The sequence below is a fragment of the Heliomicrobium undosum genome, assembly GCF_009877425.1.
GTDB lineage: Bacteria > Bacillota > Desulfitobacteriia > Heliobacteriales > Heliobacteriaceae > Heliomicrobium > Heliomicrobium undosum.
The window spans coordinates 1-21,530 of record NZ_WXEY01000029.1 but is presented as its reverse complement, the minus strand read 5'-3'; the positions used below and the strand labels follow the sequence as shown (position 1 = coordinate 21,530).

22 protein-coding genes are annotated in these 21,530 nt (G+C 58.8%); 9 read left to right on the top strand and 13 right to left on the bottom strand.

The features are described 5' to 3' along the window. Nucleotides 1-160: 160 nt before the first annotated feature. The 3 genes from rnhA to GTO91_RS16135 all read right to left on the bottom strand — a co-directional run bounded on the left by rnhA (nt 161) and on the right by GTO91_RS16135 (nt 1,706). The gene (gene rnhA, locus GTO91_RS16145; RefSeq protein WP_161259764.1) at nt 161-634 is read right to left on the bottom strand and encodes a ribonuclease HI; all 474 of its coding nucleotides are present in this window, start codon (nt 632-634) and stop codon (nt 161-163) included. Nucleotides 635-636: 2 nt separating this feature from the next. Further along, nucleotides 637-1,383, bottom strand: coding sequence for a polyphosphate kinase 2 family protein (locus tag GTO91_RS16140; RefSeq protein WP_328793829.1), 747 nt, complete (start codon nt 1,381-1,383; stop codon nt 637-639). A 137-nt stretch (nt 1,384-1,520) separates the two neighbouring features. Beyond that, nucleotides 1,521-1,706: a hypothetical protein gene (locus tag GTO91_RS16135; protein ID WP_161259762.1), complete on the bottom strand. Its 186-nt coding sequence runs from the start codon at nt 1,704-1,706 to the stop codon at nt 1,521-1,523. Between the two features lie 269 nt (nt 1,707-1,975). Between GTO91_RS16135 and GTO91_RS16130 the strand changes: the two genes are divergently transcribed. Beyond that, nucleotides 1,976-2,329: a YckD family protein gene (locus tag GTO91_RS16130; protein WP_161259761.1), complete on the top strand. Its 354-nt coding sequence runs from the start codon at nt 1,976-1,978 to the stop codon at nt 2,327-2,329. Between the two features lie 94 nt (nt 2,330-2,423). Here the strand turns inward: GTO91_RS16130 and GTO91_RS16125 are convergent, their stop codons facing one another. Beyond that, complete coding sequence (locus GTO91_RS16125) at nt 2,424-3,470, bottom strand: S1C family serine protease (RefSeq protein ID WP_161259760.1); 1,047 nt, start codon at nt 3,468-3,470, stop codon at nt 2,424-2,426. 120 nt (nt 3,471-3,590) lie between these two features. Here GTO91_RS16125 and GTO91_RS16120 point away from each other — a divergent pair, with 120 nt between their 5' ends. Beyond that, on the top strand, nt 3,591-4,313 hold the full coding sequence (locus GTO91_RS16120) for a response regulator transcription factor (protein ID WP_161259759.1): 723 nt from the start codon (nt 3,591-3,593) through the stop codon (nt 4,311-4,313). After that, the gene (locus GTO91_RS16115; protein ID WP_161259758.1) at nt 4,310-5,998 is read left to right on the top strand and encodes a sensor histidine kinase; all 1,689 of its coding nucleotides are present in this window, start codon (nt 4,310-4,312) and stop codon (nt 5,996-5,998) included. Before GTO91_RS16120 ends, GTO91_RS16115 begins: the two co-directional genes overlap by 4 nt. Before the next feature lie 199 nt (nt 5,999-6,197). Here GTO91_RS16115 and GTO91_RS16110 read toward each other — a convergent pair whose 3' ends face one another. The 3 genes from GTO91_RS16110 to GTO91_RS16100 all read right to left on the bottom strand — a co-directional run bounded on the left by GTO91_RS16110 (nt 6,198) and on the right by GTO91_RS16100 (nt 10,738). Further along, nucleotides 6,198-7,475: an ArsB/NhaD family transporter gene (locus tag GTO91_RS16110; protein WP_161259757.1), complete on the bottom strand. Its 1,278-nt coding sequence runs from the start codon at nt 7,473-7,475 to the stop codon at nt 6,198-6,200. Between the two features lie 177 nt (nt 7,476-7,652). Further along, on the bottom strand, nt 7,653-10,178 hold the full coding sequence (locus tag GTO91_RS16105) for a protein kinase domain-containing protein (protein WP_161259756.1): 2,526 nt from the start codon (nt 10,176-10,178) through the stop codon (nt 7,653-7,655). A gap of 128 nt (nt 10,179-10,306) precedes the next feature. Then, entirely contained in the window at nt 10,307-10,738 is a 432-nt protein-coding gene (locus GTO91_RS16100; RefSeq protein ID WP_161259755.1) for a hypothetical protein, read from the bottom strand. Between the two features lie 216 nt (nt 10,739-10,954). Here GTO91_RS16100 and GTO91_RS16095 point away from each other — a divergent pair, with 216 nt between their 5' ends. Continuing rightward, nucleotides 10,955-11,272 carry a CC/Se motif family (seleno)protein gene (locus GTO91_RS16095; RefSeq protein WP_161259754.1) on the top strand — a complete coding sequence of 106 codons (318 nt, stop codon included), beginning with the start codon at nt 10,955-10,957 and terminating at the stop codon, nt 11,270-11,272. Between the two features lie 94 nt (nt 11,273-11,366). On the opposite strand, the gene GTO91_RS16090 is transcribed toward GTO91_RS16095, so the two are convergent. From GTO91_RS16090 to feoB, 3 genes are read right to left on the bottom strand one after another with little or no spacing between them, the layout of a single operon-like run. After that, nucleotides 11,367-11,588, bottom strand: a complete 222-nt coding sequence (locus GTO91_RS16090; RefSeq protein ID WP_161259753.1) for a FeoA family protein — start codon at nt 11,586-11,588, stop codon at nt 11,367-11,369. A gap of 47 nt (nt 11,589-11,635) precedes the next feature. Next, complete coding sequence (locus GTO91_RS16085) at nt 11,636-11,854, bottom strand: hypothetical protein (RefSeq protein WP_161259752.1); 219 nt, start codon at nt 11,852-11,854, stop codon at nt 11,636-11,638. Between the two features lie 32 nt (nt 11,855-11,886). Continuing rightward, on the bottom strand, nt 11,887-13,875 hold the full coding sequence (gene feoB / locus GTO91_RS16080) for a ferrous iron transport protein B (RefSeq protein ID WP_161259751.1): 1,989 nt from the start codon (nt 13,873-13,875) through the stop codon (nt 11,887-11,889). A gap of 337 nt (nt 13,876-14,212) precedes the next feature. Here feoB and GTO91_RS16075 point away from each other — a divergent pair, with 337 nt between their 5' ends. Further along, a complete protein-coding gene (locus GTO91_RS16075) occupies nt 14,213-15,067 on the top strand; it encodes an ABC transporter ATP-binding protein (protein ID WP_161259750.1) in 855 nt (284 codons plus the stop codon). A gap of 195 nt (nt 15,068-15,262) precedes the next feature. Further along, the gene (locus GTO91_RS16070) at nt 15,263-16,003 is read left to right on the top strand and encodes an ABC transporter permease (RefSeq protein ID WP_161259749.1); all 741 of its coding nucleotides are present in this window, start codon (nt 15,263-15,265) and stop codon (nt 16,001-16,003) included. A gap of 33 nt (nt 16,004-16,036) precedes the next feature. Here the strand turns inward: GTO91_RS16070 and GTO91_RS16065 are convergent, their stop codons facing one another. From GTO91_RS16065 to mutY, 3 genes are read right to left on the bottom strand one after another with little or no spacing between them, the layout of a single operon-like run. After that, nucleotides 16,037-16,633, bottom strand: coding sequence for a DNA-3-methyladenine glycosylase I (locus tag GTO91_RS16065; protein ID WP_161259748.1), 597 nt, complete (start codon nt 16,631-16,633; stop codon nt 16,037-16,039). Nucleotides 16,634-16,678: 45 nt separating this feature from the next. Then, nucleotides 16,679-17,587: a diacylglycerol/lipid kinase family protein gene (locus GTO91_RS16060; protein ID WP_161259747.1), complete on the bottom strand. Its 909-nt coding sequence runs from the start codon at nt 17,585-17,587 to the stop codon at nt 16,679-16,681. Nucleotides 17,588-17,600: 13 nt separating this feature from the next. Then, nucleotides 17,601-18,764 carry an A/G-specific adenine glycosylase gene (mutY, locus tag GTO91_RS16055; RefSeq protein WP_161259746.1) on the bottom strand — a complete coding sequence of 388 codons (1,164 nt, stop codon included), beginning with the start codon at nt 18,762-18,764 and terminating at the stop codon, nt 17,601-17,603. Between the two features lie 403 nt (nt 18,765-19,167). On the opposite strand from mutY, the gene GTO91_RS16050 reads away from it, so the two are divergent. The 3 genes from GTO91_RS16050 (at nt 19,168) to GTO91_RS16040 (ending at nt 21,240) form a co-directional block, all read left to right on the top strand. Further along, nucleotides 19,168-19,470, top strand: a complete 303-nt coding sequence (locus GTO91_RS16050; protein WP_161259745.1) for a zinc-ribbon domain containing protein — start codon at nt 19,168-19,170, stop codon at nt 19,468-19,470. Nucleotides 19,471-19,624: 154 nt separating this feature from the next. After that, a complete protein-coding gene (locus GTO91_RS16045; RefSeq protein WP_161259744.1) occupies nt 19,625-20,470 on the top strand; it encodes an ABC transporter ATP-binding protein in 846 nt (281 codons plus the stop codon). Next, entirely contained in the window at nt 20,467-21,240 is a 774-nt protein-coding gene (locus GTO91_RS16040) for an ABC transporter permease (RefSeq protein WP_161259743.1), read from the top strand. Before GTO91_RS16045 ends, GTO91_RS16040 begins: the two co-directional genes overlap by 4 nt. The last annotated feature ends 290 nt before the right edge of the window (nt 21,241-21,530 follow it).

The window sequence follows — 21,530 nt, the reverse complement described above, 5'->3', positions numbered from 1 at the left end:
TATATGCCGGAGAGCATCCACCCCATGATCAGATTCATGGCGCTGTAGAGAAGGATCAGGTACCCGAGGCCTCCGGCGATCCACATCCACTTGACGCGCATCAGGCTCACGCTCCTGGGCTCCCTTTGCTGTCAGTTTGCCCAGAAAGGGATTCGATTTATCACCTGCGCACATCCAGGGGCAAATCAGGACGGGCGGCGGCGGTGGTAGCCAACTTGTCGCAGCGTTCGTTCTCCGGATTTCCGGCATGTCCTTTCACCCAGCGGAATTCGACTTGATGGCGCTCCAACAGTTGGAGCAACCGCTCCCAGAGGTCAACGTTCAGCGCCGGATCCTTTTTGTTGCGCATCCAGCCGTTGGCCTTCCAGCGCTTGGCCCAGCCCTGGGTGACAGCATCGACGAGATAACGCGAATCGCTGTACAAGACGACCTGACAGGGTTCCTTCAAGGCTTCCAGCGCCTTGATGGCCGCCAGCATCTCCATGCGGTTGTTGGTGGTGTCCCGGAACCCCTCGGACAGCTCTTTGCGATGCTCACCATAGATCAGCACGGCGCCGTAGCCGCCTGGTCCAGGATTGCCGAGACAGGCGCCGTCTGTGTAGATGGTCACTTCTCTTCGCTTCGCTTGTGACATGGCTATCGATGACATCCTGTGGCGATACACTCCTTGCCCTGGCGGAAGACCCGCTTGTAATGATCGAGGATGACCTCCATGGTCTGAATGCGGGCCCATTTCTTCTGCTCCCCTGAGATGAGGTGCCAGGGAGCTAAGGCCGTATGGGTCTTTTCCAGCATCTCTTCAATGGCTTCCTCGTATTCCTCCCACTTGTCCCGGTTGCGCCAGTCCTCCTTGGTGATCTTCCAGCGTTTGTAGGGGTTGGTCTCGCGGTCGCGGAAACGGCGGAGTTGCTCCTCCGGGGAGATGTGCAGGAAAAACTTGATCAACAGTGTCCCGTCGCTGACGAGCATCTTTTCAAACTCGTTGATCTCGGCGTAGGCGCGCTTCCAGGCCTCTTTCGGGCAGAGCTTTTCCACCCGTTCCACCATCACCCTGCCATACCAACTGCGATCAAAAATCCCCATCTCGCCGGCTTTGGGCAGGCGAAGCCAGAAGCGGCGCAGGTAGTGATGACGCATCTCCTCCGGGCTCGGGGCGCCGATGGGATGAACATGGTAGTTCCGGGGATCCATCTGTTCGGTGATGCGCCGGATGACGCCTCCCTTGCCGGCGGCGTCCCATCCCTCGAAGACGAGGAGGACGGGCACCTTTTCCTCGATCATGCGAAACTGGTATTTCAGCAAGTCCAACTGCAGTTTGCGCAGCCGTTCCTCATACTCCCTTTCAGGGATGCGGGCTTTCAAATCCACATCAGCAAGGCGCACCGGCGCTCCCTCCTCCAAAACCTTCCTTTTGTCATTCAGTATACCATGGGCTGGCCTGCCTGCGAACTGCCGCGTAAAAAATGGCGAAAGACCGGCTGTCCGAAGACGCCGGTCTGTTGGTTCTGTCTTTTTGATATTCAGCGGGCCGATGAACATTCGACGCCGACGCGCTTGCGTTCATTCTCGCAGAGGGCCGTCACAACAGGCCGGAGCAACTGCAATCCTTCTACGATCTTGCGTTCCGTCAATTGGTTGTATTTTTTCTCCGCATAGGAGTAGGCCGCCGCCCCGGAAAGCAGTGTCACAACAAGCTTGCCAATCATCTGTCTCCACCTCGATTCAACATGGGGCTCATCTTTATTTTATGTGTTTGTGAAAACAAATTCAATTTAGACGGAACATGAACATTTCTTCCACAAAACACCTACATTTACCAGCTCGCCTTACCCTGTTGCGACACACAGAACCAACGGGCAAACAGCGCGTTCAATTGTAACAGAACTGTCACAAGGTCGTTACTGAGCCGACAAATTGCGGGGGTATACTAGGATCAAGGAAAGAGGACCTGAAAAACTTAGGAGGTGCGAGAATGATGCGAAGAAAATGGGTCATCGCCGTGGCGATCATGCTGGCGCTGACGGTGGCCCTGCCGACGGCCTATGCGGCGCTGACGGACGCGCAGCAGCAGGAGATCACCCAGATGCACAAGCAGATGATCGACCTGCGCAAGCAGATGATCGACAAGTATGTCGAGTTTGGCCAACTGACACCGGAACAAGGCAAGCAAATGAAGGAACGGATGGACCAGATGGCCGAGTACCGCCTGAAAAACGGCGGAATGGCCGGCTTCGGCAACCGTGGTCCTGGCTTCGGCGGACGGGGCGGTTTTGGTCCCGGCGCAGGCGGCTGTATGGGCGGACCAGCGACGACACAACCGGCAAATTGATCCCACGGAAAAAGCGGAAGGTCGCCCCTTCCGCTTTTTCGCTACCCTATTTCTATCCTAATCTATCCTAATTTTAGAAACCTGTCTTGTCGGACTATCTCGGCAGTTGCGTCAGCGCTGCCTCTAGGGTGATCTGCTGCCCCTTGCGGAACACGGTCAGGTTGATCTTATCGCCTACGGCATGAGCGGCGATCAGGTTGGAGAACTCCCGGGCGCTGCTGAAACCGTTGTCGTCAAGGGCCGTGATGATGTCACCCCGCCGGAGTCCCGCCGCCGCCGCCGGACTGCCGGAACTCACCTTTCGTATGTAGAAGCCCTGCGGCAATTCGTAATACTGAGAGGCGGCCTCGGTGATAAAGACGCCCTCAACGCCGAGCCAGGGTCGGGCCACATAGCCCTGGGCGATCAACTGCTGCACGATCGGTTTGGCCACATTCACAGGGATGGCAAAACCCATCCCCTCGACCCCCTTCAGGCCGATCTTGGCGCTGTTGATGCCGATCAACTCTCCCCGCGAGTTGAAGAGACCGCCGCCCGAGTTGCCGGGATTGATGGCCGCATCCGTCTGAATCACCTTCAAGCGGACGTCATCCACTTCCAGGGTTCGATCCAGGGCGCTCACAATCCCGTGGGTGACGGTGCGGGCAAACTCTTTCCCCAGCGGGTTGCCGATGGCCACCACCAGTTCCCCCACCTCCAGGGAATCGGAATTCCCCACGGGAACAGCTGTCAGGTTGTCCGTGTCGATTTTGACGACAGCCAAGTCGGAACGCACATCTCTCCCGACGATGCGGCCTTGGAGGGCGCGCCCATCGGCCAGTCCCACCTGAAGGGCCTGCGCCCCTTCCACCACATGGTTATTGGTGACGATATAGCCTTTTTCAGCGTCGATGATCACGCCGGAGCCGGACGATTGCTCCACCATTTTTTCACTGATGCTCTCGCCCATGTTGGTGATGGACACGATGGCCGGTCCGGCTGATTTGGCGATGCGGGGCACGGGCCAGTTGAAGATGCCCGGATAGGGCGAGTCGGAGGCCCAGGCGCTCGTAAGGCCGGTTCCGCCTGCCGGCAAAAGACCGCCCAGGAGCGCTACAAAAAGGAAAGAAAGAACAATGGCGCAGATTTGTCGTCTTCTCAAGTCTAAACTCTCCTTTTTTCTTTTTTCGTCAAAATTATAATACTGATGGGAGATTGCTTCAAGAACATCGCGTTGCCGTAGAATTATTTGTAAAATAAGAGGCAGAGGAGGTGTAACCCGGTGAACAAGGATACTACCGTGTTGTTAGTGGAAGATGAAGAGAAAATCCGGCGCATGTTGCGCCTGTTTCTTGAACAGGAGTCCTTTTGCGTCGTCGAGGCGGAAGAAGGCCGTCCGGCGTTGGAGATCCTGCGACAAGGGAAGGTCGACCTGGTCATCCTTGATCTGATGATGCCGGGCCTCGACGGGTGGACCACCTGCCGCAAGATCCGCGAGTTTTCGGAGGTGCCTATCCTGATCCTGACGGCCCGGGGAGAGGAATCGGACCGTGTCCTGGGCTTTGAATTGGGCGCCGATGACTATGTGATCAAGCCCTTCAGCCCCCGAGAACTCGTCCTGCGCGTCAAAGCCCTGCTTCGCCGGCGTTCATCGACGCCGCCGCAGAGGGACGACGCCCAGGAGGCGGCGACGGAGAAGGGTCTTCATTTTCCTGAGCTCAGCCTCTATCCGGAAGGCCGCAAAGCGGTGGTCAAAGGCGAAACGCTCTCCCTTTCGCCGCTGGAATATGACCTGCTGCTGTACCTGGCCCAGAACGCAGGCAGGGTTTTGAGCCGTGATCTGCTCCTCGACCGGGTCTGGGGCTATGAATTTGCCGGCGACAGCCGGACAGTGGATACCCATGTTCGCCGGCTGCGGGAAAAACTCTCCCGCCTCTCTCCCGCTGTAGCGAGCTATGTGGGCACCGTTCGCGGCAGCGGCTATAAATTCGAGGTTAATCCATGAAAATCACAGGCAGCATCGTCGGTAAGTTCTGGCTCACGCTGGCCAGCTTTTCGCTGGTCCTTCTGCTGGTCGTGGCGTGGCTCTTTTCCGCTTTTTTCGCCGATTACTATATTCACAGGGAAACAGACGAACTCGTCGCCCAGGCCAGTCTCGTCGCCATGGAGGAAGACCCGGCGACAGCGAAACGGCTGGCCATCGCCATCGCCGCCGATTCGGACGCTTTGATCCTTCTCTGCGATCGCGAGGGGAATGTGACCGACGTGCTGAGCGCCTATGGAGGTCCGCCATGGATGTCGGCCTCCCCGCCGGGCGCTGCGACCGGACCGTCTCCGCGAGGAGGTCCTCGTTTTCGCTGGGGCGCCTGGCGGATGGGCGGCGGTTCTGGTTCCGGTCAGGAGACCTGTCCCCCTTTTGCAGAAGGAGACGGAAGCGCCTCAGAGATCACTGATTCGGGAAACGGCGGCGCGCCCAGGATGGGCATGGCTTTGACCCGGATTGAACTGACGCCTCAGGAAAAGGAGCGTTTGCTGGGCGGCGAAATCGTCATCCGCCAGGCTCCGCTGACCGCTTTCGGGGCCGCCAACGGGTTTCCCGCCAGAGGCGCCGGCGATATTCCCGCCCTTTCCGTCGCTGTTCCACACCGGGCGGGTGACAACGTAGACAGGGTTGTCTTCGCCTTCCGGGCATTGCAACCCATCCACGATACTATCGCGGCCGTTCGCGCCTGGGTCTTCGGCGCCGGCGCCTTGACCCTGCTGCTCTCGGCGCTGGTCGCCTATCTGCTCTCGAAGAAAGTCGCCCGCCCCCTGACGGCGCTGCATGCGGCGGCGGAACAGATGCGACGCCGCGAATTCAACCACCGGGCGCCGGTGGAGGGCGACGACGAGATCGGTCGTTTGGGAGAGACGCTGAACTCCCTGTCGAGCGAGCTCTCGATCAGCCTGCGGCAGTTGGAAGACAAGAACGACCAGTTGGCCCGGGGGATGCAGAGCATGCGCGACCTGGCGGCCAACGTCTCCCATGACCTGCGCACCCCCCTGTTTCTGATCCAGGGCTACGCCGAGGCGTTGCGGGACGACATGGCGAAGACACCGGATGATCGCCGCCAGATGGCCGAGATCATCCTCGAAGAAACGGACCGGATGCAGCGGCTCGTCCAGGATATGCTGCAACTGGCCCAATTGGAATCAGGCTACTTCGAGTTAAAGCGAGAAGCCGTGGACCCGGAGGCGTTGATCAACGGCGTGGCCCGCAAACTGGCCGGCGCGGCGGAAGAGCGGCAGATCCGCTTGACCTGCCCTGCCTGTCAGGGTAATCTCGCCCTCCCCATGATTCACGCCGATCCGGACCGGCTGACCCAGGCCTTGATCAACCTCGTCGATAACGCCCTGCGCCACACGCCAACCGGCGGCGAGGTCGCTTTGGGGCTGGCCGCGCAGGGGCAATCGGTGCGCTTCTCCGTCGATGACAGCGGTCCGGGGCTGGCGGAAGCCGATCTGAACCGCGTCTGGGAACGCTTTTACCGGGGAGAAAAGTCGCGCAGCCGCAAGACACCCGGCACCGGTCTCGGACTGGCCATCGTCAAGGCGATCGTAGAAAGCCATGGCGGTCAGGTCGGAGTCGAAAACCGGGAAGGCGGCGGGGCATCCTTCTTTTTTACGATTCCTATAGGGCTTTCTCTGTGAGAAGACATAAAAAAAAACCCGACACGTGTCGGGCTACGCAGATGGGTATTGAAAGAAGGCACTTTGATCATAACTGTTGGAGAACAGAAGTGCATCGGACCCGGGACCCGGTTCTTACGGGACCTGGGTCTCATTTTTTGAAGTCCTGAGGCCGTGGAAGAAATGGATTCGTGCTATCACGTATCAGCGATATGTCTCATTAGAGATACCTCAACCACAGGTAGATATGAGCAATGACGATGCTGACCAGCATCAGCGGGAAGGCCACCTTCATGAAGCGGATGAAGGAGATGGCGATCCCATTTTTTTCGGCCATCCCGGCGACGATGACGTTGGCTGAAGCGCCGATGATCGTGCCGTTGCCGCCGAGACAAGCCCCCAGGGCGAGGCTCCACCAGAGGGGCATCGTGTCCATGCCGCCCATCTCACCCATCGCCTTGATCAGGGGGATCATGGTGGCCACAAAGGGGATGTTGTCGACAAAGGCCGAAGCGATGGCTGAGAGCCAGAGGATGAGGATCGTCGTCGGTCCCACAGCGCCGCCAGTCAGGCGCAAACCGGCCTCGGCGACCCAGCGGATGACTCCGACGTGTTCCAGAGCGCCGACGATGATGAACAGTCCGATGAAGAAAAAGAGGGTCGGCCACTCGACGGCCAGCAGGATATCCTCCGGCTCTTCCCGTGTGATCAGGAGCAGAAAGGCGGCGCCAGCCAAGGCGATGGTGGCCGATTCGAGGTGGAGCAGGCCATGCAACATGAAACCTAGGATGGTCAGCGCCAGCACCAGCGCCGATTTGCGCAGCAGGGCATGGTCTTTGATCGTTTCCGTCTCGTCAAGGGCCATGATCCGGGCCTTGCTGGCATCGTCTGCCTGCAGTTCCCGCCGGTAAATCCACCTAAGGAGCAGCAGGGTGACCACCATGATGGGGAGGACAATCGGCGCTAGATTGAAAACAAAATCATTGAAGCTGAGCCCCACAGCGCCGCCGATCATGATGTTCGGCGGATCGCCGATCAGGGTGGCCGTCCCGCCGATGTTGGCCGCTAACACCTCGGCGATGAGAAAGGGTACGGGGTCCACATCCAAGGTGTCGGTGATGGAGAGGGTGACGGGAACGATCAACAGCACTGTCGTCACATTGTCCAAGAGGGCCGAGGCAACCGCCGTGACGATGCTAAGCAGGATCAGGATGCCGGCGGGGCTCCCCTTGGCCGCTTTGGCGGCTTTGACGGCGAAATACTCGAAGACCCCCGTGCGCCGCAGGATGCCGACGATGATCATCATGCCGATCAAGAGGCCCAAGGTGTTGAAGTCGACGGCATGGACGGCCTCCTCCTGAGAAAGGATGCCAAGAAGGAGCATGACAACGGCGCCCAACAGGGCCACCGTCATGCGGTGAATCTTTTCGGAGATGATCAGGCCGTAGGAAAGCAGGAATATTCCGATGGCCGTCATCACCTGCCATTCATGGGGCATGGAAACAAGTCCCTCCTACCGGGTTGGTTTTCCTCATGCTAACACGAAAGCGGACGAAAATGACGTTTCATGAATTGAAAAATTTCTTCATCTATCCATTGTCTCCAGAATCGCCGGATCACTCTCGCCGCTATAAGTAACCTGCCACCCGCTCCTTCTTCAGGCGCTGTCTTAGGCTCAGGTCGAGGGTTCCGGCAGGCTCCTGTCAATATCTTCGAGTAAAAACCGGACTGCCGGGTACCTGCGTTCGGGATCCTTTTCCAGGCAGCGGAGGATGACAGCCTCTACTTTCTCGGAGAGCGACGGGTTCAGCCCCCGAGGCGTGACGGCCGCCCGCCCGCTCCGGTGCAATTCTCGCAGCCGCGACAGATCGCCCGCCGCTTCCAGCGACAAACCCAGTTCCTCCGGCCGCTGAAAGGCGGTGTTAATCACCCTTTCCATCAGCGCATGGATGTTCTCCTCGCTGTCATCTCCGGTCGTAAAGGGCGGGTAGCCCGTGGCGGCCTCAAAAAGGGTGGCGCCGAAGGAGAACAGGTCGGCCCGTTGGTCATGACGACCGTCTCCCCAACCGGTTTGGCAGCGGATCACCTCCGGCGCCGTGTAAGGCGGTGTTCCTAGGTTGCCCAAGGTCTCGATGGGCGTAAAGCCGGGGTTGCGGGGGAGTTTGTCCGAAAAAACAGTTTTTTCTCGGACAGGCGCTTTGAAGGAGAACCTCTTCGATTTCGATGTGGCGGTTTCCCTAGCGCCTCCTGCCCGGAAGTTTGTTTCCTGGAAGCGTTCCGCTTCGTTATATAATTCACGGGAGATGCGCAGCGTGCCCAGATCAGCCAAACGGATCTTCCCGAGGTCCTCGGTGATCAGGATGTTGTCAGGCTTGATGTCGCGGTGGATGTATTCAGGTCCGAGACTGTGGATATAGACGAGGGCGGCGCCCACCGCCTGGATCAGTTGGAGTAATTCGGACTCGGAGAGAGGGCAGCGTTCCGCAATCCTCCCATCGTCGTCATAGCGGTAGATGCGCTTTTTGAGGGAACTGTCGAGCAGTTCAACGACGAAGCTGAAACGGGTGAAGTCGACGCTGTCGGGGAACCCCTGGATCAGGTTGTGGACGCCGCCCAGGTTCATCGTTAGGATGGCCTCGTTTTTGAATCGCTTGCGGGCCTTTTCCCTGCCCAACAGGTTGGCTTTCAGCATCTTCATAGCGCCCAGTTGGCCTGTTCTCCGGTGGCGGACCTTCCAGACCTCGGCAAAGCCCCCTTCCCCCAGTTTGAGCAGCCGTTCCCAATCACCGCGCAGGTGATCGCCGGCCAAGGGATCCCAGGTGAGCGCCTGCCGTTGAAAAGATTCGGCCCGGAAGAGGTCTTCCCGTCGCCGGTGAACCTCGCCGAGGTAGTAGAGGGCGCGCGCCAGATGAGCGCGGTTCTCGTCCCTGTCAGGCACGATCCGGGAAGCCGCCCTGGCCAACAGTTGCTCCGCTTCGTCCAGTTGACCGCCGCGAAAGCGCAGCACACCCAGTTTGACCAGGGCGAGGCCCGCGACGCCGTCGTCGGACGCTTTTTCACCGGCGGCGAGGGCTCTGGCATAATCGTCTCTCGCTTCGGCGAGGGCGCCCTCTTCCTCGTCCATCTCCCCGAGAGCCAAAAAGGCCTTCCCGTTCAGGGGATCCAGTTCGAGCACCCTCCGCCAAGCCTTTCTCGCGTCGAAACGCGCCTTGCGGTATCCGGAAGATGTCGGTTGCTCATGCTGCCAGGCCGTCAAGGCTTGCGCCAACTGCGTCTGAAGGCGCAGATCCGTTTTTTGCCGCAGGGCTGATCGCTGGAGCCAAAAGACCGCCTTGCCCCAGGATCCTCGCGCAAAATAGGTCTGGCCGAGGGTTTGCTCCGCCTCCAGCTTCTCGCGCAGGCTGAGGTAGCGAACAGACTCCTCCAGCAGGGCCAGTTGGGGTTCATCAGGATCCTTTTTGCGCAACACCCACCGGCCCAGAAAGCGCTGGATGCGGATCTTCACCTCTGCGTTATGGTCGCCGCTGTGGCGGAGGTAACGCCGCAGCCAGGCCACATCTTCCTCTTCGAGGTCGTCTTTGCGCAGCCGCGCAGTGACCAGCCGGTCTTCCCAAAGCCGCTGCAGTTCCCATTCCGGAGGGAACCGGCCAGCCGCCCACAGGTCGGCGCCTAGCACCCGGCGAAGATCGGCCACCAAACGGGGATAGGTGTTGAAAAGGGGATCCTGGCTCAACAGGTCGCCGGGATCATACTCAGCCAGCCACTCGCCGGATAGGGACAGAGCCCGCTCATAGAGGTCAATGGCCTCGGCGCCGGACTGGTTGCGATCAGCGCAGCCGACTGCAGCCGCCCAGATGGCGAAAGGGTCCTGGGGGAGATGGCGGGCCGCCGTCAAAAAGATAGGCAGAGAGCGGGGATGCAAACCGCGGTATCCCAGTTCGCCGTGACAACGCAGGAGCAGCCATGACGCATCGAATCCTCCCCCCCGCTCCGTGCTCGCTCCTGTTGTAAGTCCAAAAGTCTTATCCCACTGGTCGGCCGCTTCATAAAACGCGATATAATCGCCGGTAAGGACAGCGAGGGCCAAGGCGAGTTTACCCTCCTCCGGCCCCTCTCCCGGCGTGAAAGTCTTGGCCGCCGCGCCGTAGCGACCCGTAGAGAGTAGCAACTTGAGGTAAACCTTTTTGCTTTCCGTCAACATCCTGTTCACGGGCTCCCATCGCGGCTGAATGAAAAAAACCGGGTCTCCCCGGTTTTTTCGCGCCTACGGCGTACGTGCCGACCGGCGATCATGGAAACGAAAAAAGAGCTTACGATTGCCTAACTACATCACTGTCCCCCGGCAGGACCGAGAGCGCTGCTGCGCAACAACTCCTGCTGCCGGTTGGTAAACTGCGATACCTGATCGCGATTCATCACGTTGTTGCCTACCAGTTGTTCCTGCAGGTCGCCGACAGGCAACTCCCGCCATTGTTCGAATTGGGATTGATTGATCAGACCGTTATGGAGCAGGTTCTTCAACATGACGCCAGCCAGCGGATCGCCAGTCGGTGCGGCGGTATTGCCGTAAACGCCGGCAAGTTCACAAGCCGTCCCCTGCCCTGCCATGATATGACCCGGCGGGACCGAAGGGGGGATATAGGTTCCTCCCGGTCCGGGAGAGTTGAGGAGGCGTTCCGAGAGCTTGGCCCTATAGATATAATAACCAATGATTGCGCTGATGACCAGAAGAATCAACCATGTCGAAAGCATTCCATCCATGTAAATCGTCCCCTTTCACGAAGTCTGCAAAAAGCTTTGGCCTTTTCTGCAACAATCTTATTATACAAACCGGGAAGTGGCTTGTCGATGCGATTTGCAACAATTGAAGGTGAGACCATTCTCAATCGAATAGATTGACGTTTTTGTCTTGAAGACAATTTCTCACCCTGGTACAATCTTTATGTACTTACTCCTATTGCCAGGAGGTCTTTTGCGATGCGCACCGAGGAAGAAACCGGCGAACGTTTCAGCATTGAACCAGCGGCGCGACAGTTTATCCTTGAACGCGGCGGCGTCATCCATATCACCATGGCGAGCGCCAACGTCAACCCGTCCCAGGGGCCGACGCCCCTGATCGATATCGGCGTCCCGCGGGGCGCAGGAACGAAATACCTCCGCTTCGACAGGGACGATGTCGCCATCTACCTTACCAAGGCCCTGTCCGCAGTGAGCGGTCCTTTCCGGATCACCCTCGACACCTTATGGCGCTTGAAAAAACTCGCCGTCCATTTGACCGACCAGCCGGGGCAGTAACGTGGATTATACCAGGTGAGAATCGACGAGACAAAAAAGGGCTCGACCCGGAATTGACCGGGCAAGCCCTTTTTTCATATATTTCTTCTTTTCTTCAAGCCATGACGCTGATATCGATATCCTCCGCCATCCGGCGGCCGATGGCCAGTTCCTGATGGCGCTTACGCACGATCACCGGGCCGGCGGGGATGACCTCCTGAACGGTCACCGTCTCGCCCTCGGAGATCCCGAAACGGATCGCCTGCGCCCGCACGAGGGGGTGGCGGATGCCGGTGATGCAGACCGTTTGCCCTTTCAAACCGCGATCCAAGGTCATGTCCATTCCTCCCTTATTTCGAATCGTCCCTTATTGTGAGTCCAACCTTATTTCGAACAACTCCCGCAACCGCCGCAGCCGCCGCAACCCGTAGCGGGTCGGAGCAGGGTGTTGCAACGCGGGCAGCGGTCGCTTTGCAAGTGCTTTCCGTCTCCTTGACCCTGCTGCCATGCCCGCACATCGAGCCCGCAACCGGGGCAGGCATCAACATAGGGTACGGAAGCGCATGCGCCGGCAGTCTTTTGTTTCGAGGAAAACCATCCCACGACAAGCGTCCTCCCTTGTGCAGCCGAATTTTCTAGGCTTGCTCTGCCTGACAACAAGTCTCGTCGCCGGCGCAGTCTCCCCGCTTTTTCGGCGCCAAGAGGAGCACTGCGCCCACGATCATCCCCATCAGACCGGCGAAGGCGGCGACGGTGAGGTAGACCTCTTCCAGTCGGGCGTAGAGTTGGGCCACGATCCCGCCGACCAGAAAGGCGATGACCCAGGTGGAAAGCCACATGACAAGGGCCTCTTTCTTGGAACGCTCCTTGAAGAGGATGAGCACGGTGGCGATGCAAGGGACAAAGAGGGTGATGACGGCCAGGGCAATGACAGCTTGGTGAGGTGCGAGGGTCATGTCAGCCAGTCCGGCGGCGCCGAAGTCGCGGCGGACGAGGCCCATGATGAAGACGGTGGCCGTCTCTTTCGGCAGGCCCAGCCAGCCGACGGTGAGCGGCGCCAGCGCGTCCTGGAGCGCCTCCAGGGCGCCGGTCACCGACAGGACGCTGATGATCAGCGAGCCCAGAGCGAAGAGCGGGAGCGCCTCTTTGACGAAAGCGTAGGACTTGATGCCCGTCTTTTTCAGCACGTTGACCATGCGGGGCAAACGGATGGGCGGCAGTTCAATCAGCAGGTCCGAGGAGCGGCCGGGGATGACCCGGTCCATGATCATCCCCACACCGATGAGGATGGAGAGGATGATCAGCACATACATGAAGACGAAGGCCGGTTCGATGGCGGCCAGGATGCCGGTTATGACGCCCAACTGGGCTGAACAGGGGATGGCCAGGCCGAGCAGGAAGATGGCGATGCGTTTTTCCCGCTCCGAGGCGAGCAACCGGGTGGTGATGGTGGCCAGGGTGACACAGCCGAAGCCGAGGATCAGGGGGATGACAGCCCGACCGTTTAGGCCGAGGTAGTTGAGCACGCGGTCGGTCAGTGCAGCCACCCGGGGCAGGTAGCCCGAATCTTCCAGGGTGGACAGGGAGAGGTAGAAGGCCACGACCAGCGGCAGCAACAGGCCAAAAACATAGGTAATGGTCATCGTCAGGAGGCCGAACTCGCCGAAGAGGATCGTGCCGATGGCCGATTCGGGATCAATGACCGGTGTCAGCAGATTACGCACAAAGGGCTCATAGTAGGCGAGGAAGATGCCTTCCTCGGTTAGTCCGACGATGTCGCCGGCGACCCAGACGCCGATCAACTGGTACATGAAGTAGAGGACCGCTGCGAGGATGGGGATCCCGGTGACGGGACGGACCATCCAGTAGCCCAGCTTGACAGAGAAGTTCGCTCCCTGGGTCGTCTCCGTGACGACGGCCTGACAAACCTCATTGACGCGTTGGCGACGCTCCAGGTAGATCTCCTCACGGCGGGAGGGCGCCGCAATCCGGTATGTCTGCCGGATGCCCTCGTCGCCTTCCAGGGCCAGCAATGCCTCGCCCCGGTTGGCTGTGACGGCGGCCACAGCGTCCATTTCTCTGGCAAGGGTCGCGCCGGTGCGGCCCGGACGAGCGTCGGCGAGGGTCTTTTCCACTTCCTTGAGCCCCTGGCCTTTCACAGCTACGGACGGGACGACGGGAACGCCCAGTTCCCGGGACAGGCCCTCAAAATCGATGTGTATCCCCCGCCGCTTCGCCTCGTCGACCATATTGACGGCAATGACGACGGGAACGCCGGTGTCGATGATTTGCAAGGAGAGGAAGAGATCCCGCTCCAGGTGCAGCGCGTTGACAATGTTCAGCACCATGTCGGCCTGGAGGATGACGTCGCGGGCGATGCGCTCTTCATCATTAAAGGAAGAGAGCCCATAGATGCCGGGGGTGTCCATGACGACCCAGTCCTTGTAGCGGCCGTGGGAGATGTCGAGGGTGGTGCCGGGGTAGTTGGAAACATCGACATACATCCCGGTGAGATGATTGAAAAAGACAGACTTGCCGACATTGGGGTTGCCGGCGAGAACCAGCTTCTTTTCCCCTTTGCCGATATCGAGTTTGATCGGTGCGCCGTGACAGGTCGCCGCCATGGTGTCTCCCTCCTCGTGGGTCTGATCGAATATGTCTGATTAAAAGGCTATGTTCCCACAAACTCCAAATGAGAATGAATCTCTTTTTTATCTGCGACTTCATATTAATTGATTTTCATTCTCAGCGCAATACCCCTTTTGCCATTTTCGCCAAAAAAAAATCCGCTCTAGAAAAGTGCGGCAAAAGCGCGATAAAAGGACCAGTGGGACGCAGGATTTTTTAACGATATGGATAATTATTACGAATAAGCTTTATAGGCAATCCTGCTGAAGGCGGCTACGCCCCGTTTTCCACTGAACGTTCTGATCACATTTTTTCGAACAAGGGAGCTTGGCAATGATCGTTCTCGAATCGCTGACAAAAACCTTTGAAAATCGCACCGTCGTGGACAACCTCTCCCTGACCATTGAGACGGGCGAGTTTTTCGGCCTCCTGGGACCCAACGGGGCCGGAAAGACGACAACGATTCGCATGCTGATGACGCTGGCCAAGCCCACTTCAGGCCGGATCATCATCGATGGCAGGGACATGACCCGCGACTCCATGGCCATGAAATCCATGATCGGCCTCGTGCCCCAGCACATCAACCTGGACGGCGATTTGACGGCCAGGGAGAACCTGGAGATGCACGGCCGCCTTTTCGGATTGTCGGCGGAAGCGCGCAAGGAGCGCATGGAGGAATTGCTGGCTTTCGTCGAGATGGCTGACCGGGCTGACGAGCCGGTGCGCCGCCTCTCCGGCGGCATGAAGCGGCGCATCCTCATCGCCCGCGCCTTGATGCACCGCCCGTCGATCTTGCTGCTTGACGAACCGACGATCGGCCTCGACCCGATCAGCCGCCGCCGCATGTGGGATTTGGTCCGCAAGCTGAACACAGGCGGCCAGACGATCGTCCTGACCACCCACTATTTAGAGGAAGCCGACGCCCTCTGCAACCGCGTGGGCCTCTTAAACCGCGGCAAACTGGTCGAACTGGGCACGCCGGCGGAACTGAAGGCGCGCATCGGCGCCTTTGTCGTCGAAGTCGATGACGGCGGCAAGCGGCACAGCCATTTTTTCCCGACCCGCGAGGCGGCCACGGGCTATATCGGGGAGATCCAGGACAAGGTCGATTCGGTGTCGCTGCGCCAGACGAATCTGGAAGATGTGTTCATCCATTTGACGGCTGGGGAACGGCTGGGAACCGATTAAACCGTTTCGAACTACTGATAAAAAACAGATGCAGAACGGAAGGTGAATCCTTTGGAGATGCGTTCGCAATCATCGCCGCAACATGCAACACAGCAGCATTTTTCCCAGCAATATACGCCGGAGCAGTATTCAGCACAACAACATGCGCAACAGCAGCATTCTACGCACCAACATGCGCCGAAACAGCATTCGCCCTTGTTCGCAGGAATCGCCACCATTCTCTGGCAAGAGTATCGCGTCTTCACCCGGCGCTTCTGGCGCAACACGGCTTCGACGATGGTGACGCCGCTGCTCTACCTCTTCGCCTTCGGCTTCGGCCTGGGACGGGGACTTCGCTTTGAAGGCGCTTCCTATCTGGAGTTCGTCATTCCGGGGATCGTGGCCTTGACAACGATGACCTCCTCTTTTAACGCCGTTGCCACGCCGCTCAACATCTCCCGCCTCTATGACAAGACCTTTGAAGAATACCTGACCGCTCCCATTCCCATGGCGGCCATCACCATCGGGCGCATCCTGGCCGGGGCGCTGCGGGGGCTCTTCTCAGGCTTTGTCATGCTGACCCTCTCCCTCGCCTTCGGCGTCGGCCTGCACCTGGACGGCCGCTTCCTGCTCCTGCTCTTCCTCAACTGTTTCGTCTTCGCCGGCTTCGGCTTCTGGGCGGCCTTGACGATTCAGTCCCATTCCGACATCAACAAGTTCAACGCCTTCGTGATCAGCCCCATGTCTTTCCTCTGCGGGACCTTCTTCTCGCTGCAGAACATCCCGCCGTTGCTATCGGCCTTCTTGCACCTGCTGCCCCTCACCCACACCACACAGGGGTTGAGGTCGCTGGCGTTGACCGGAACGATGCCCTGGGAAAGCTTGGCTGCGCTCGTCATCTACGCGACGGTTTTCTTCATCCTGGGGTTGCGGGCTTGTTATTTGGTGGAGGAGTAAAAAAAGTCACAGAGGATGCGGGCAGCGGATCTATCATACTGATTTCTTGATGATACTGGGATTCTTACTATCCAAAAAACAGTAGGAAAGATGGTCATTCACCATTCCTACAGCCTGCATAAAAGAGTAGATAATTGTCGAACCGACGAATTTAAACCCAAGCTTCTTCATTTCCTTGCTAATGAGATCGGACAGTTCTGTCCTGGCCGGCACTTGAGACATATCTGTCCAGTGATTTTGAATCGGCTCATGATTTACATATCGCCACAAGAAATCGCTAAAACTTCCATACTGACTTTGCGTCTTGAAATAGGCTTTCGCATTTTCAATGACGGCATTTACTTTTAATCTGTTTCTTATAATGCCCGTATTTTGCAAAAGAGCATTGATTTTACGCTCATCATATTGCACGATGACCGCAGGATCAAAGCCGTCAAAAGCCTCTCTCATGGTTTCCCTTTTGCCCAATATGGTGGACCAGCTTAACCCTGCTTGCATTCCTTCTAAAATAAGCATCTCAAACAGCCTTCTGTCGTCATAAACGGGCCGGCCCCATTCTTGATCATGGTATGCCTTTTCCAGTTCGCTACGGTTGGCCCAATCACAGCGGACACACCCATCTGCACTCATTCACCATCACCCCTATTCGATTAGATCGCTTGATTCAGTCTCCAGTTAAGAGGGAGAGAAAACGGTAAGCCCCGCTTGGCAGACCCGGATCTCCCACGGCAAGGACGGCCCCACTTCTCCATCGAGGTCAGTCTCCATTTCGGGCGAACCGCTCAGGCGAAAGGCGGCGGCCTGGTGATAGGTCACCAGCGGTGATCGGATGTGTTCCCCTTGCAGCACCCGGACGAAGAGCCCCACAAACTCGCTGATGCTGCAAGCGCGAAAAACGAGCAGGTCGAGTTGACCGTCATCAAGCCTGGCCGACGGGGCAAGGGTGGTGAAACTGCCGGCGCCGGCGCCGTTCATGACGAGAAAGAGCAGCGTTTCCCCGGAATAGGCGAATCCGCCGTCCGGCGTCTCCACAATCAGCTCAAAGGGACGAAACTCGGGGAGTTGCTCCAATGCTTTCAGGTAGTAGGCCAATTTGCCGATGTTATGCTTGAGCGGCTGGGCCACCTTATGGGACACATCGGTCATCAGTCCGCCGCTGGCCACGTTGAGGAAAAAACGCGAGCCCAACCGGCCCACGTCGATGACGCGGGTCTTTCCTTGGACGATGATCTGGCAGCAGGCCTCCACATCACGGGGCAAACGCAGGAAAGACGCCAGGTCATTGGCTGTGCCGGCAGGGATGATGCCGAGCTTGGGCGGTTCCTTTCCCTGTTGGGAAAGACGCATCAGGCCGTTGACGACCTGATGCAGGGTCCCGTCGCCGCCGACGGCCACGACGGCGGAACAGCCCTCCGCCAGGGCCGATTGGGCCGCATCGGCCGTATCGCCGGGCGCCTCCCGCGTCCGGTGAGCCAGCACCTGCCACCCGCCCTCCTGGAAGATGGCGATAGCCCGGTCAAGGTGGCGACGGAAGGCGCCGACGCCGGCCTCCGGGTTATAGATCAACTTCATCCGTTTCGGCATGTCGTCCTCCCGACTAGATCATACCGTAATGTTTAAGGATATTACGGGTCAACCTGTTCATGGGCAACCGGGAGCGGTCCTCGGAGGTGCTCCACATGCAAGGGCGAAGGGCTGTTTTCCCCTTTTCGCCATATGGCGTGGTGTTTTCCCGGATCGCTCCCTCCGTCATCTCCGTCACAGCTTGCCGCGCCGTCGTGACGTCGCCCGCGCTCCAGCGGGCGGGATACACATCAACGATCCAAGTGAGATGGGTGAACACATGGCGGAACTGGCGCGGTTCGCTGCGGTCGATCACGATTTGCCCTTTTTGCAGCGCCCGCGTTCCCTCCGGGGACGACCATGTTTCCCCCAGGGAGAATGTCTCCTGTTGCGCCAGCATTTCCTCCAGCGACGGCAACTCCCACATCCCCGCCAAAAGCCCCTCTTCAGGACGCTGGTGTAACAACAGTCTTCCCTGATCATCGGTGAGCAACAAGGCATCCCGCCGGATCACCGGGTTTTCCTTTCGCGCCTTGCGCACCGGCAAGGCCTCGACCGTGCCGTCCTGCAAGGCGACACAGTCGGCCGCCAGGGGGCAGTCTTCGCAGCGCGCCGAACGGGGCAGGCAGACGAGGGCGCCCAGTTCCATCAAGGCCTGGGTCCAATCGGCGATGCGCTCACGGGGCAGGCGGTCCAGTTGCGCCTGTGACGCCTGTCTCGCCTGGCGGAGCAGGGACGGGCTCCCCACGGGGTCGCTCCAGCCAAAGAAACGGGAAAAGACCCGGCAGACATTGCCGTCCACGGCCGGTTCGGGCAAGGCGAAGGCGATGGACATGACCGCGCCGCAGGTGTAGGGTCCCACGCCGGGAAGGGAACGAAACCGGTCCGGATCAGCAGGGATCTGCCCGCCGTAACGTTCGACGATCTGCCGGGCGGCCGCCTGGAGATGGCGCGCACGCGAGTAGTAGCCCAGTCCTTCCCAACCCTTCAGCACGACTTCTTCCGACGCGGCGGCCAGCGCCGCCGGATCGGGAAAGCGCCCCAAAAAGGTGTGATAGTAAGGGATCACCGTCTCCACCCGCGTCTGTTGCAGCATCACCTCGGAGACCCAGATCGCATAGGGGTCCTTCGTCCGCCGCCAGGGGAGATCGCGTTTGTTTGCATCGTACCAATGCAGCAGTTGTTGCGCCCAATTCATCTGTATCAATATCCCTCATCTTGCTGTATTGTGTAGAAGGAAGCTCCTCTATAGCCCGCTTCTTACGGAGTGCGCTTCTAACAGGAGATCCCCTCTTTTAAGCGATGTTTTTTCGCGTGCCCGCTCGTTGTTCAGGTTCTCGCTGTGTTTGCTCTGCTTCGATTATAGGGCCATTTGGCGAACAAGTCCAAGGGATTGGAAATCGAAAAAGGAAATTGCCTTTTTTTTCTGGCTTGCGTATAATATAACCAACCATAGGTTCGATGTGTCCGCCTGCCGCAAAACGTCAACCCGTTCTTACTTCGGCGCTGTCCGGGGAATGGTTGGTATCGGTTTTTGGGGATCTAGGCCACGACCCGGACCGGGGAATATCATGTGTCCGAAAGAAAGGACGGGATTTCTTGTGTTTGTAGATCGTACGCTGACCTGCAAGGAATGTGGCGTGGAATTCCTGTTCTCCGCGCGGGAACAAGAGTTTTACGCGGAAAAAGGCTTCCAAAACGATCCCAGCCGCTGCCCCGACTGCCGCGCCGCCCGCAAGCGCCGCCTGGCCGATTCCGGTCAAGCCCCGGCGCAACAACAGCGGGAGATGCACGAGGTCGTTTGCTCCTCCTGCGGCGTCACCACCACCGTTCCCTTCCGTCCCTCCGGCTCTCGCCCCGTATACTGCCGCGAATGCTTCCAAAGCCAACGCCGCTCTTATTAATTTTTTAACGGAATGATGAGACTTTTAAGGCGCCGGTTCTCCGGCGCCTTCGCTATTGGCCTTTTGTAATCAGGGTACTCTCATGGGATCAGCGTATTTATCGCAGTAAACGGGGGTGGCTGCCATCACAGATTCGACGCAAGGAAGACCTCTTTTGGCCTGGTCAGCCGTTTCCCTGAGCGTTTCCTCCATTTCCTCGGTTTCCTCGGTTTCCGCCGTTTCCGTTGCTTTCCCCACCGCCGCAGCCGGCTCCACTGGCGCGAATCGCGCGACCGGCGCCTTATCCAGTGAGGGGGAACAAAGGGAACGTCAACTCCTTCATCGCGTCAATGGGTGCTTGATGTCTGGAGAGATCCTGTCCGTTCTCGGTCCCTCCGGTTCCGGAAAAAGCACCCTCCTGCGGGTGCTCAATCGCCTCTTCCCCATCGACGGCGGCAAAATCCAGTTTAAAGAACAGCCGCTGGAAAGCTGGCCCGTCACCGAACTGCGGCGGCGCGTCTCCTTTATCGCCCAGCAGCCGGCCTTTTTCCCCGGCACAGCGGAGGAGAACCTCACCTACGGCACGCGCCTCTGGAACCTGCCCTGCGACCCTGTGCGGTTGATGAAAACCGTTCGCCTCGAAGCGGACCTGCTCCGCCAACCCGTCGACACCCTCTCCGGCGGCCAGCAGCAGCGCCTGGCGCTCGCCCGCTCTCTCGCCCTTGACCCAGATGTGCTCCTTCTGGACGAACCCACGTCAGCCCTGGACATCCATACGACGCGGGAAATCGAGGAGATGGTGACAGCGCTGGCCGGGAGAGAGCGAAAAGGGGTGATCTGGGTCACCCACGACCCGGAGCAGGCCCGCCGGGTAAGCCAGCGGCTCCTCCTGCTCGACGAAGGCCACGTGATCGCAGACCTGCCGAAAGATGCGTTTTTCTCAGACAAGGCTGGCGCAGGGGTACGGTCCTTTTTGGCGATCTCTGACGGAAGCAACGGTGGGAAGGAGGTGGAAAAATGAGCCTAACCGCGCTGACGCTCAGCTTGAGTTTTGTCGCCATCTCCCTGGCCATCTCCTACCGGGAGCAACTGGGCCTGGAAAAGGACATGATGATCGGCACGATACGGGCCTTTCTCCAACTCTTCGCCATCGGCTATGTACTGCAGCTCGTCTTCGATCTGCGCTCCCTGCCAGGCATCCTGGCCATTCTAACCGTCATGATCGCCGTGGCCGTCCAAAACGCCGCCAAGCGCGCCTTCGCCCTGCCCCGCCCAAAGGCGCGGCTCTACATCCTGGGCGCTCTTGTCCTGGCCGAGACGCTCACCTTGGGCCTGCTGCTCAGCCTGGGCATCGTGCCATTGGAACCACGGTTCATCATCCCATTAAGCGGGATGATCGTGGGCAACGCCATGATTGCTTCGGGACTGACCATCAACCGTTTGCAGGCGGAACTGTCGAGCCAAAAGGCGCAGGTGCTGGCCGCGCTCTCTTTAGGAGCCACCTCCCGCCAGGCGGCGGCTAGAGCAATCAAGGCGGCGGTGAAAGCCGGGATGAGCCCCACCATCGACAGCATGAAGACGGTGGGCCTGGTCCAATTGCCAGGAATGATGACCGGCCAGATCATCGCCGGCGCAAGCCCCGTCGAGGCCGTCAAATACCAGATCCTGATCCACCTCGTCATGATGGGCGCCACGGCCGTCGCCAGCATAGCCGTCGGCCTCTCCTGCTACCGGCCCTTTTTTACGGCGGAGCACCAGTTGTCGCGCCACTATCCAGGCGCGGTCCAGTAAGACAGTTTTAACCCTATCAAGAAAACCGAGGAGCGAAAGACCATATCATATTGGATCCAAGCACTGTTACGGCTTACGCGGTGGGTATTCAACTGTCGCGTAAATAGTTGCCTGTTTCTACTACCGAGAAATTGAAGGCTCAAACGTCTCCCGATGCGGGTCGATACTCGACAAAGCTGAAACCATAGCAAAAGCCCACCGCTTCTACTAAAAGCAGTGGGCTTTTCCCTCAAAACCACACAGAGTTTGTTTCGTAAAGCAGCAAGTGAAGGTCAAGTCCTCGACCGATT

Excerpts from the sequence above, each read along its gene's own strand:
- GTO91_RS16115 (WP_161259758.1), top strand. The coding sequence starts at position 4,310 with ATGAAAATCACAGGCAGCATCGTCGGTAAGTTCTGGCTCACGCTGGCC.
- GTO91_RS16075 (WP_161259750.1), top strand. The coding sequence starts at position 14,213 with ATGATCGTTCTCGAATCGCTGACAAAAACCTTTGAAAATCGCACCGTC.
- GTO91_RS16100 (WP_161259755.1), bottom strand. The coding sequence starts at position 10,738 with ATGGATGGAATGCTTTCGACATGGTTGATTCTTCTGGTCATCAGCGCA.
- rnhA (WP_161259764.1), bottom strand. The coding sequence starts at position 634 with ATGTCACAAGCGAAGCGAAGAGAAGTGACCATCTACACAGACGGCGCC.
- GTO91_RS16135 (WP_161259762.1), bottom strand. The coding sequence starts at position 1,706 with ATGATTGGCAAGCTTGTTGTGACACTGCTTTCCGGGGCGGCGGCCTAC.
- GTO91_RS16110 (WP_161259757.1), bottom strand. The coding sequence starts at position 7,475 with ATGCCCCATGAATGGCAGGTGATGACGGCCATCGGAATATTCCTGCTT.
- mutY (WP_161259746.1), bottom strand. The coding sequence starts at position 18,764 with ATGAATTGGGCGCAACAACTGCTGCATTGGTACGATGCAAACAAACGC.
- GTO91_RS16065 (WP_161259748.1), bottom strand. The coding sequence starts at position 16,633 with ATGAGTGCAGATGGGTGTGTCCGCTGTGATTGGGCCAACCGTAGCGAA.
- GTO91_RS16060 (WP_161259747.1), bottom strand. The coding sequence starts at position 17,587 with ATGCCGAAACGGATGAAGTTGATCTATAACCCGGAGGCCGGCGTCGGC.
- feoB (WP_161259751.1), bottom strand. The coding sequence starts at position 13,875 with ATGGCGGCGACCTGTCACGGCGCACCGATCAAACTCGATATCGGCAAA.
- GTO91_RS16095 (WP_161259754.1), top strand. The coding sequence starts at position 10,955 with ATGCGCACCGAGGAAGAAACCGGCGAACGTTTCAGCATTGAACCAGCG.
- GTO91_RS16105 (WP_161259756.1), bottom strand. The coding sequence starts at position 10,178 with ATGTTGACGGAAAGCAAAAAGGTTTACCTCAAGTTGCTACTCTCTACG.
- GTO91_RS16090 (WP_161259753.1), bottom strand. The coding sequence starts at position 11,588 with ATGACCTTGGATCGCGGTTTGAAAGGGCAAACGGTCTGCATCACCGGC.
- GTO91_RS16130 (WP_161259761.1), top strand. The coding sequence starts at position 1,976 with ATGCGAAGAAAATGGGTCATCGCCGTGGCGATCATGCTGGCGCTGACG.
- GTO91_RS16040 (WP_161259743.1), top strand. The coding sequence starts at position 20,467 with ATGAGCCTAACCGCGCTGACGCTCAGCTTGAGTTTTGTCGCCATCTCC.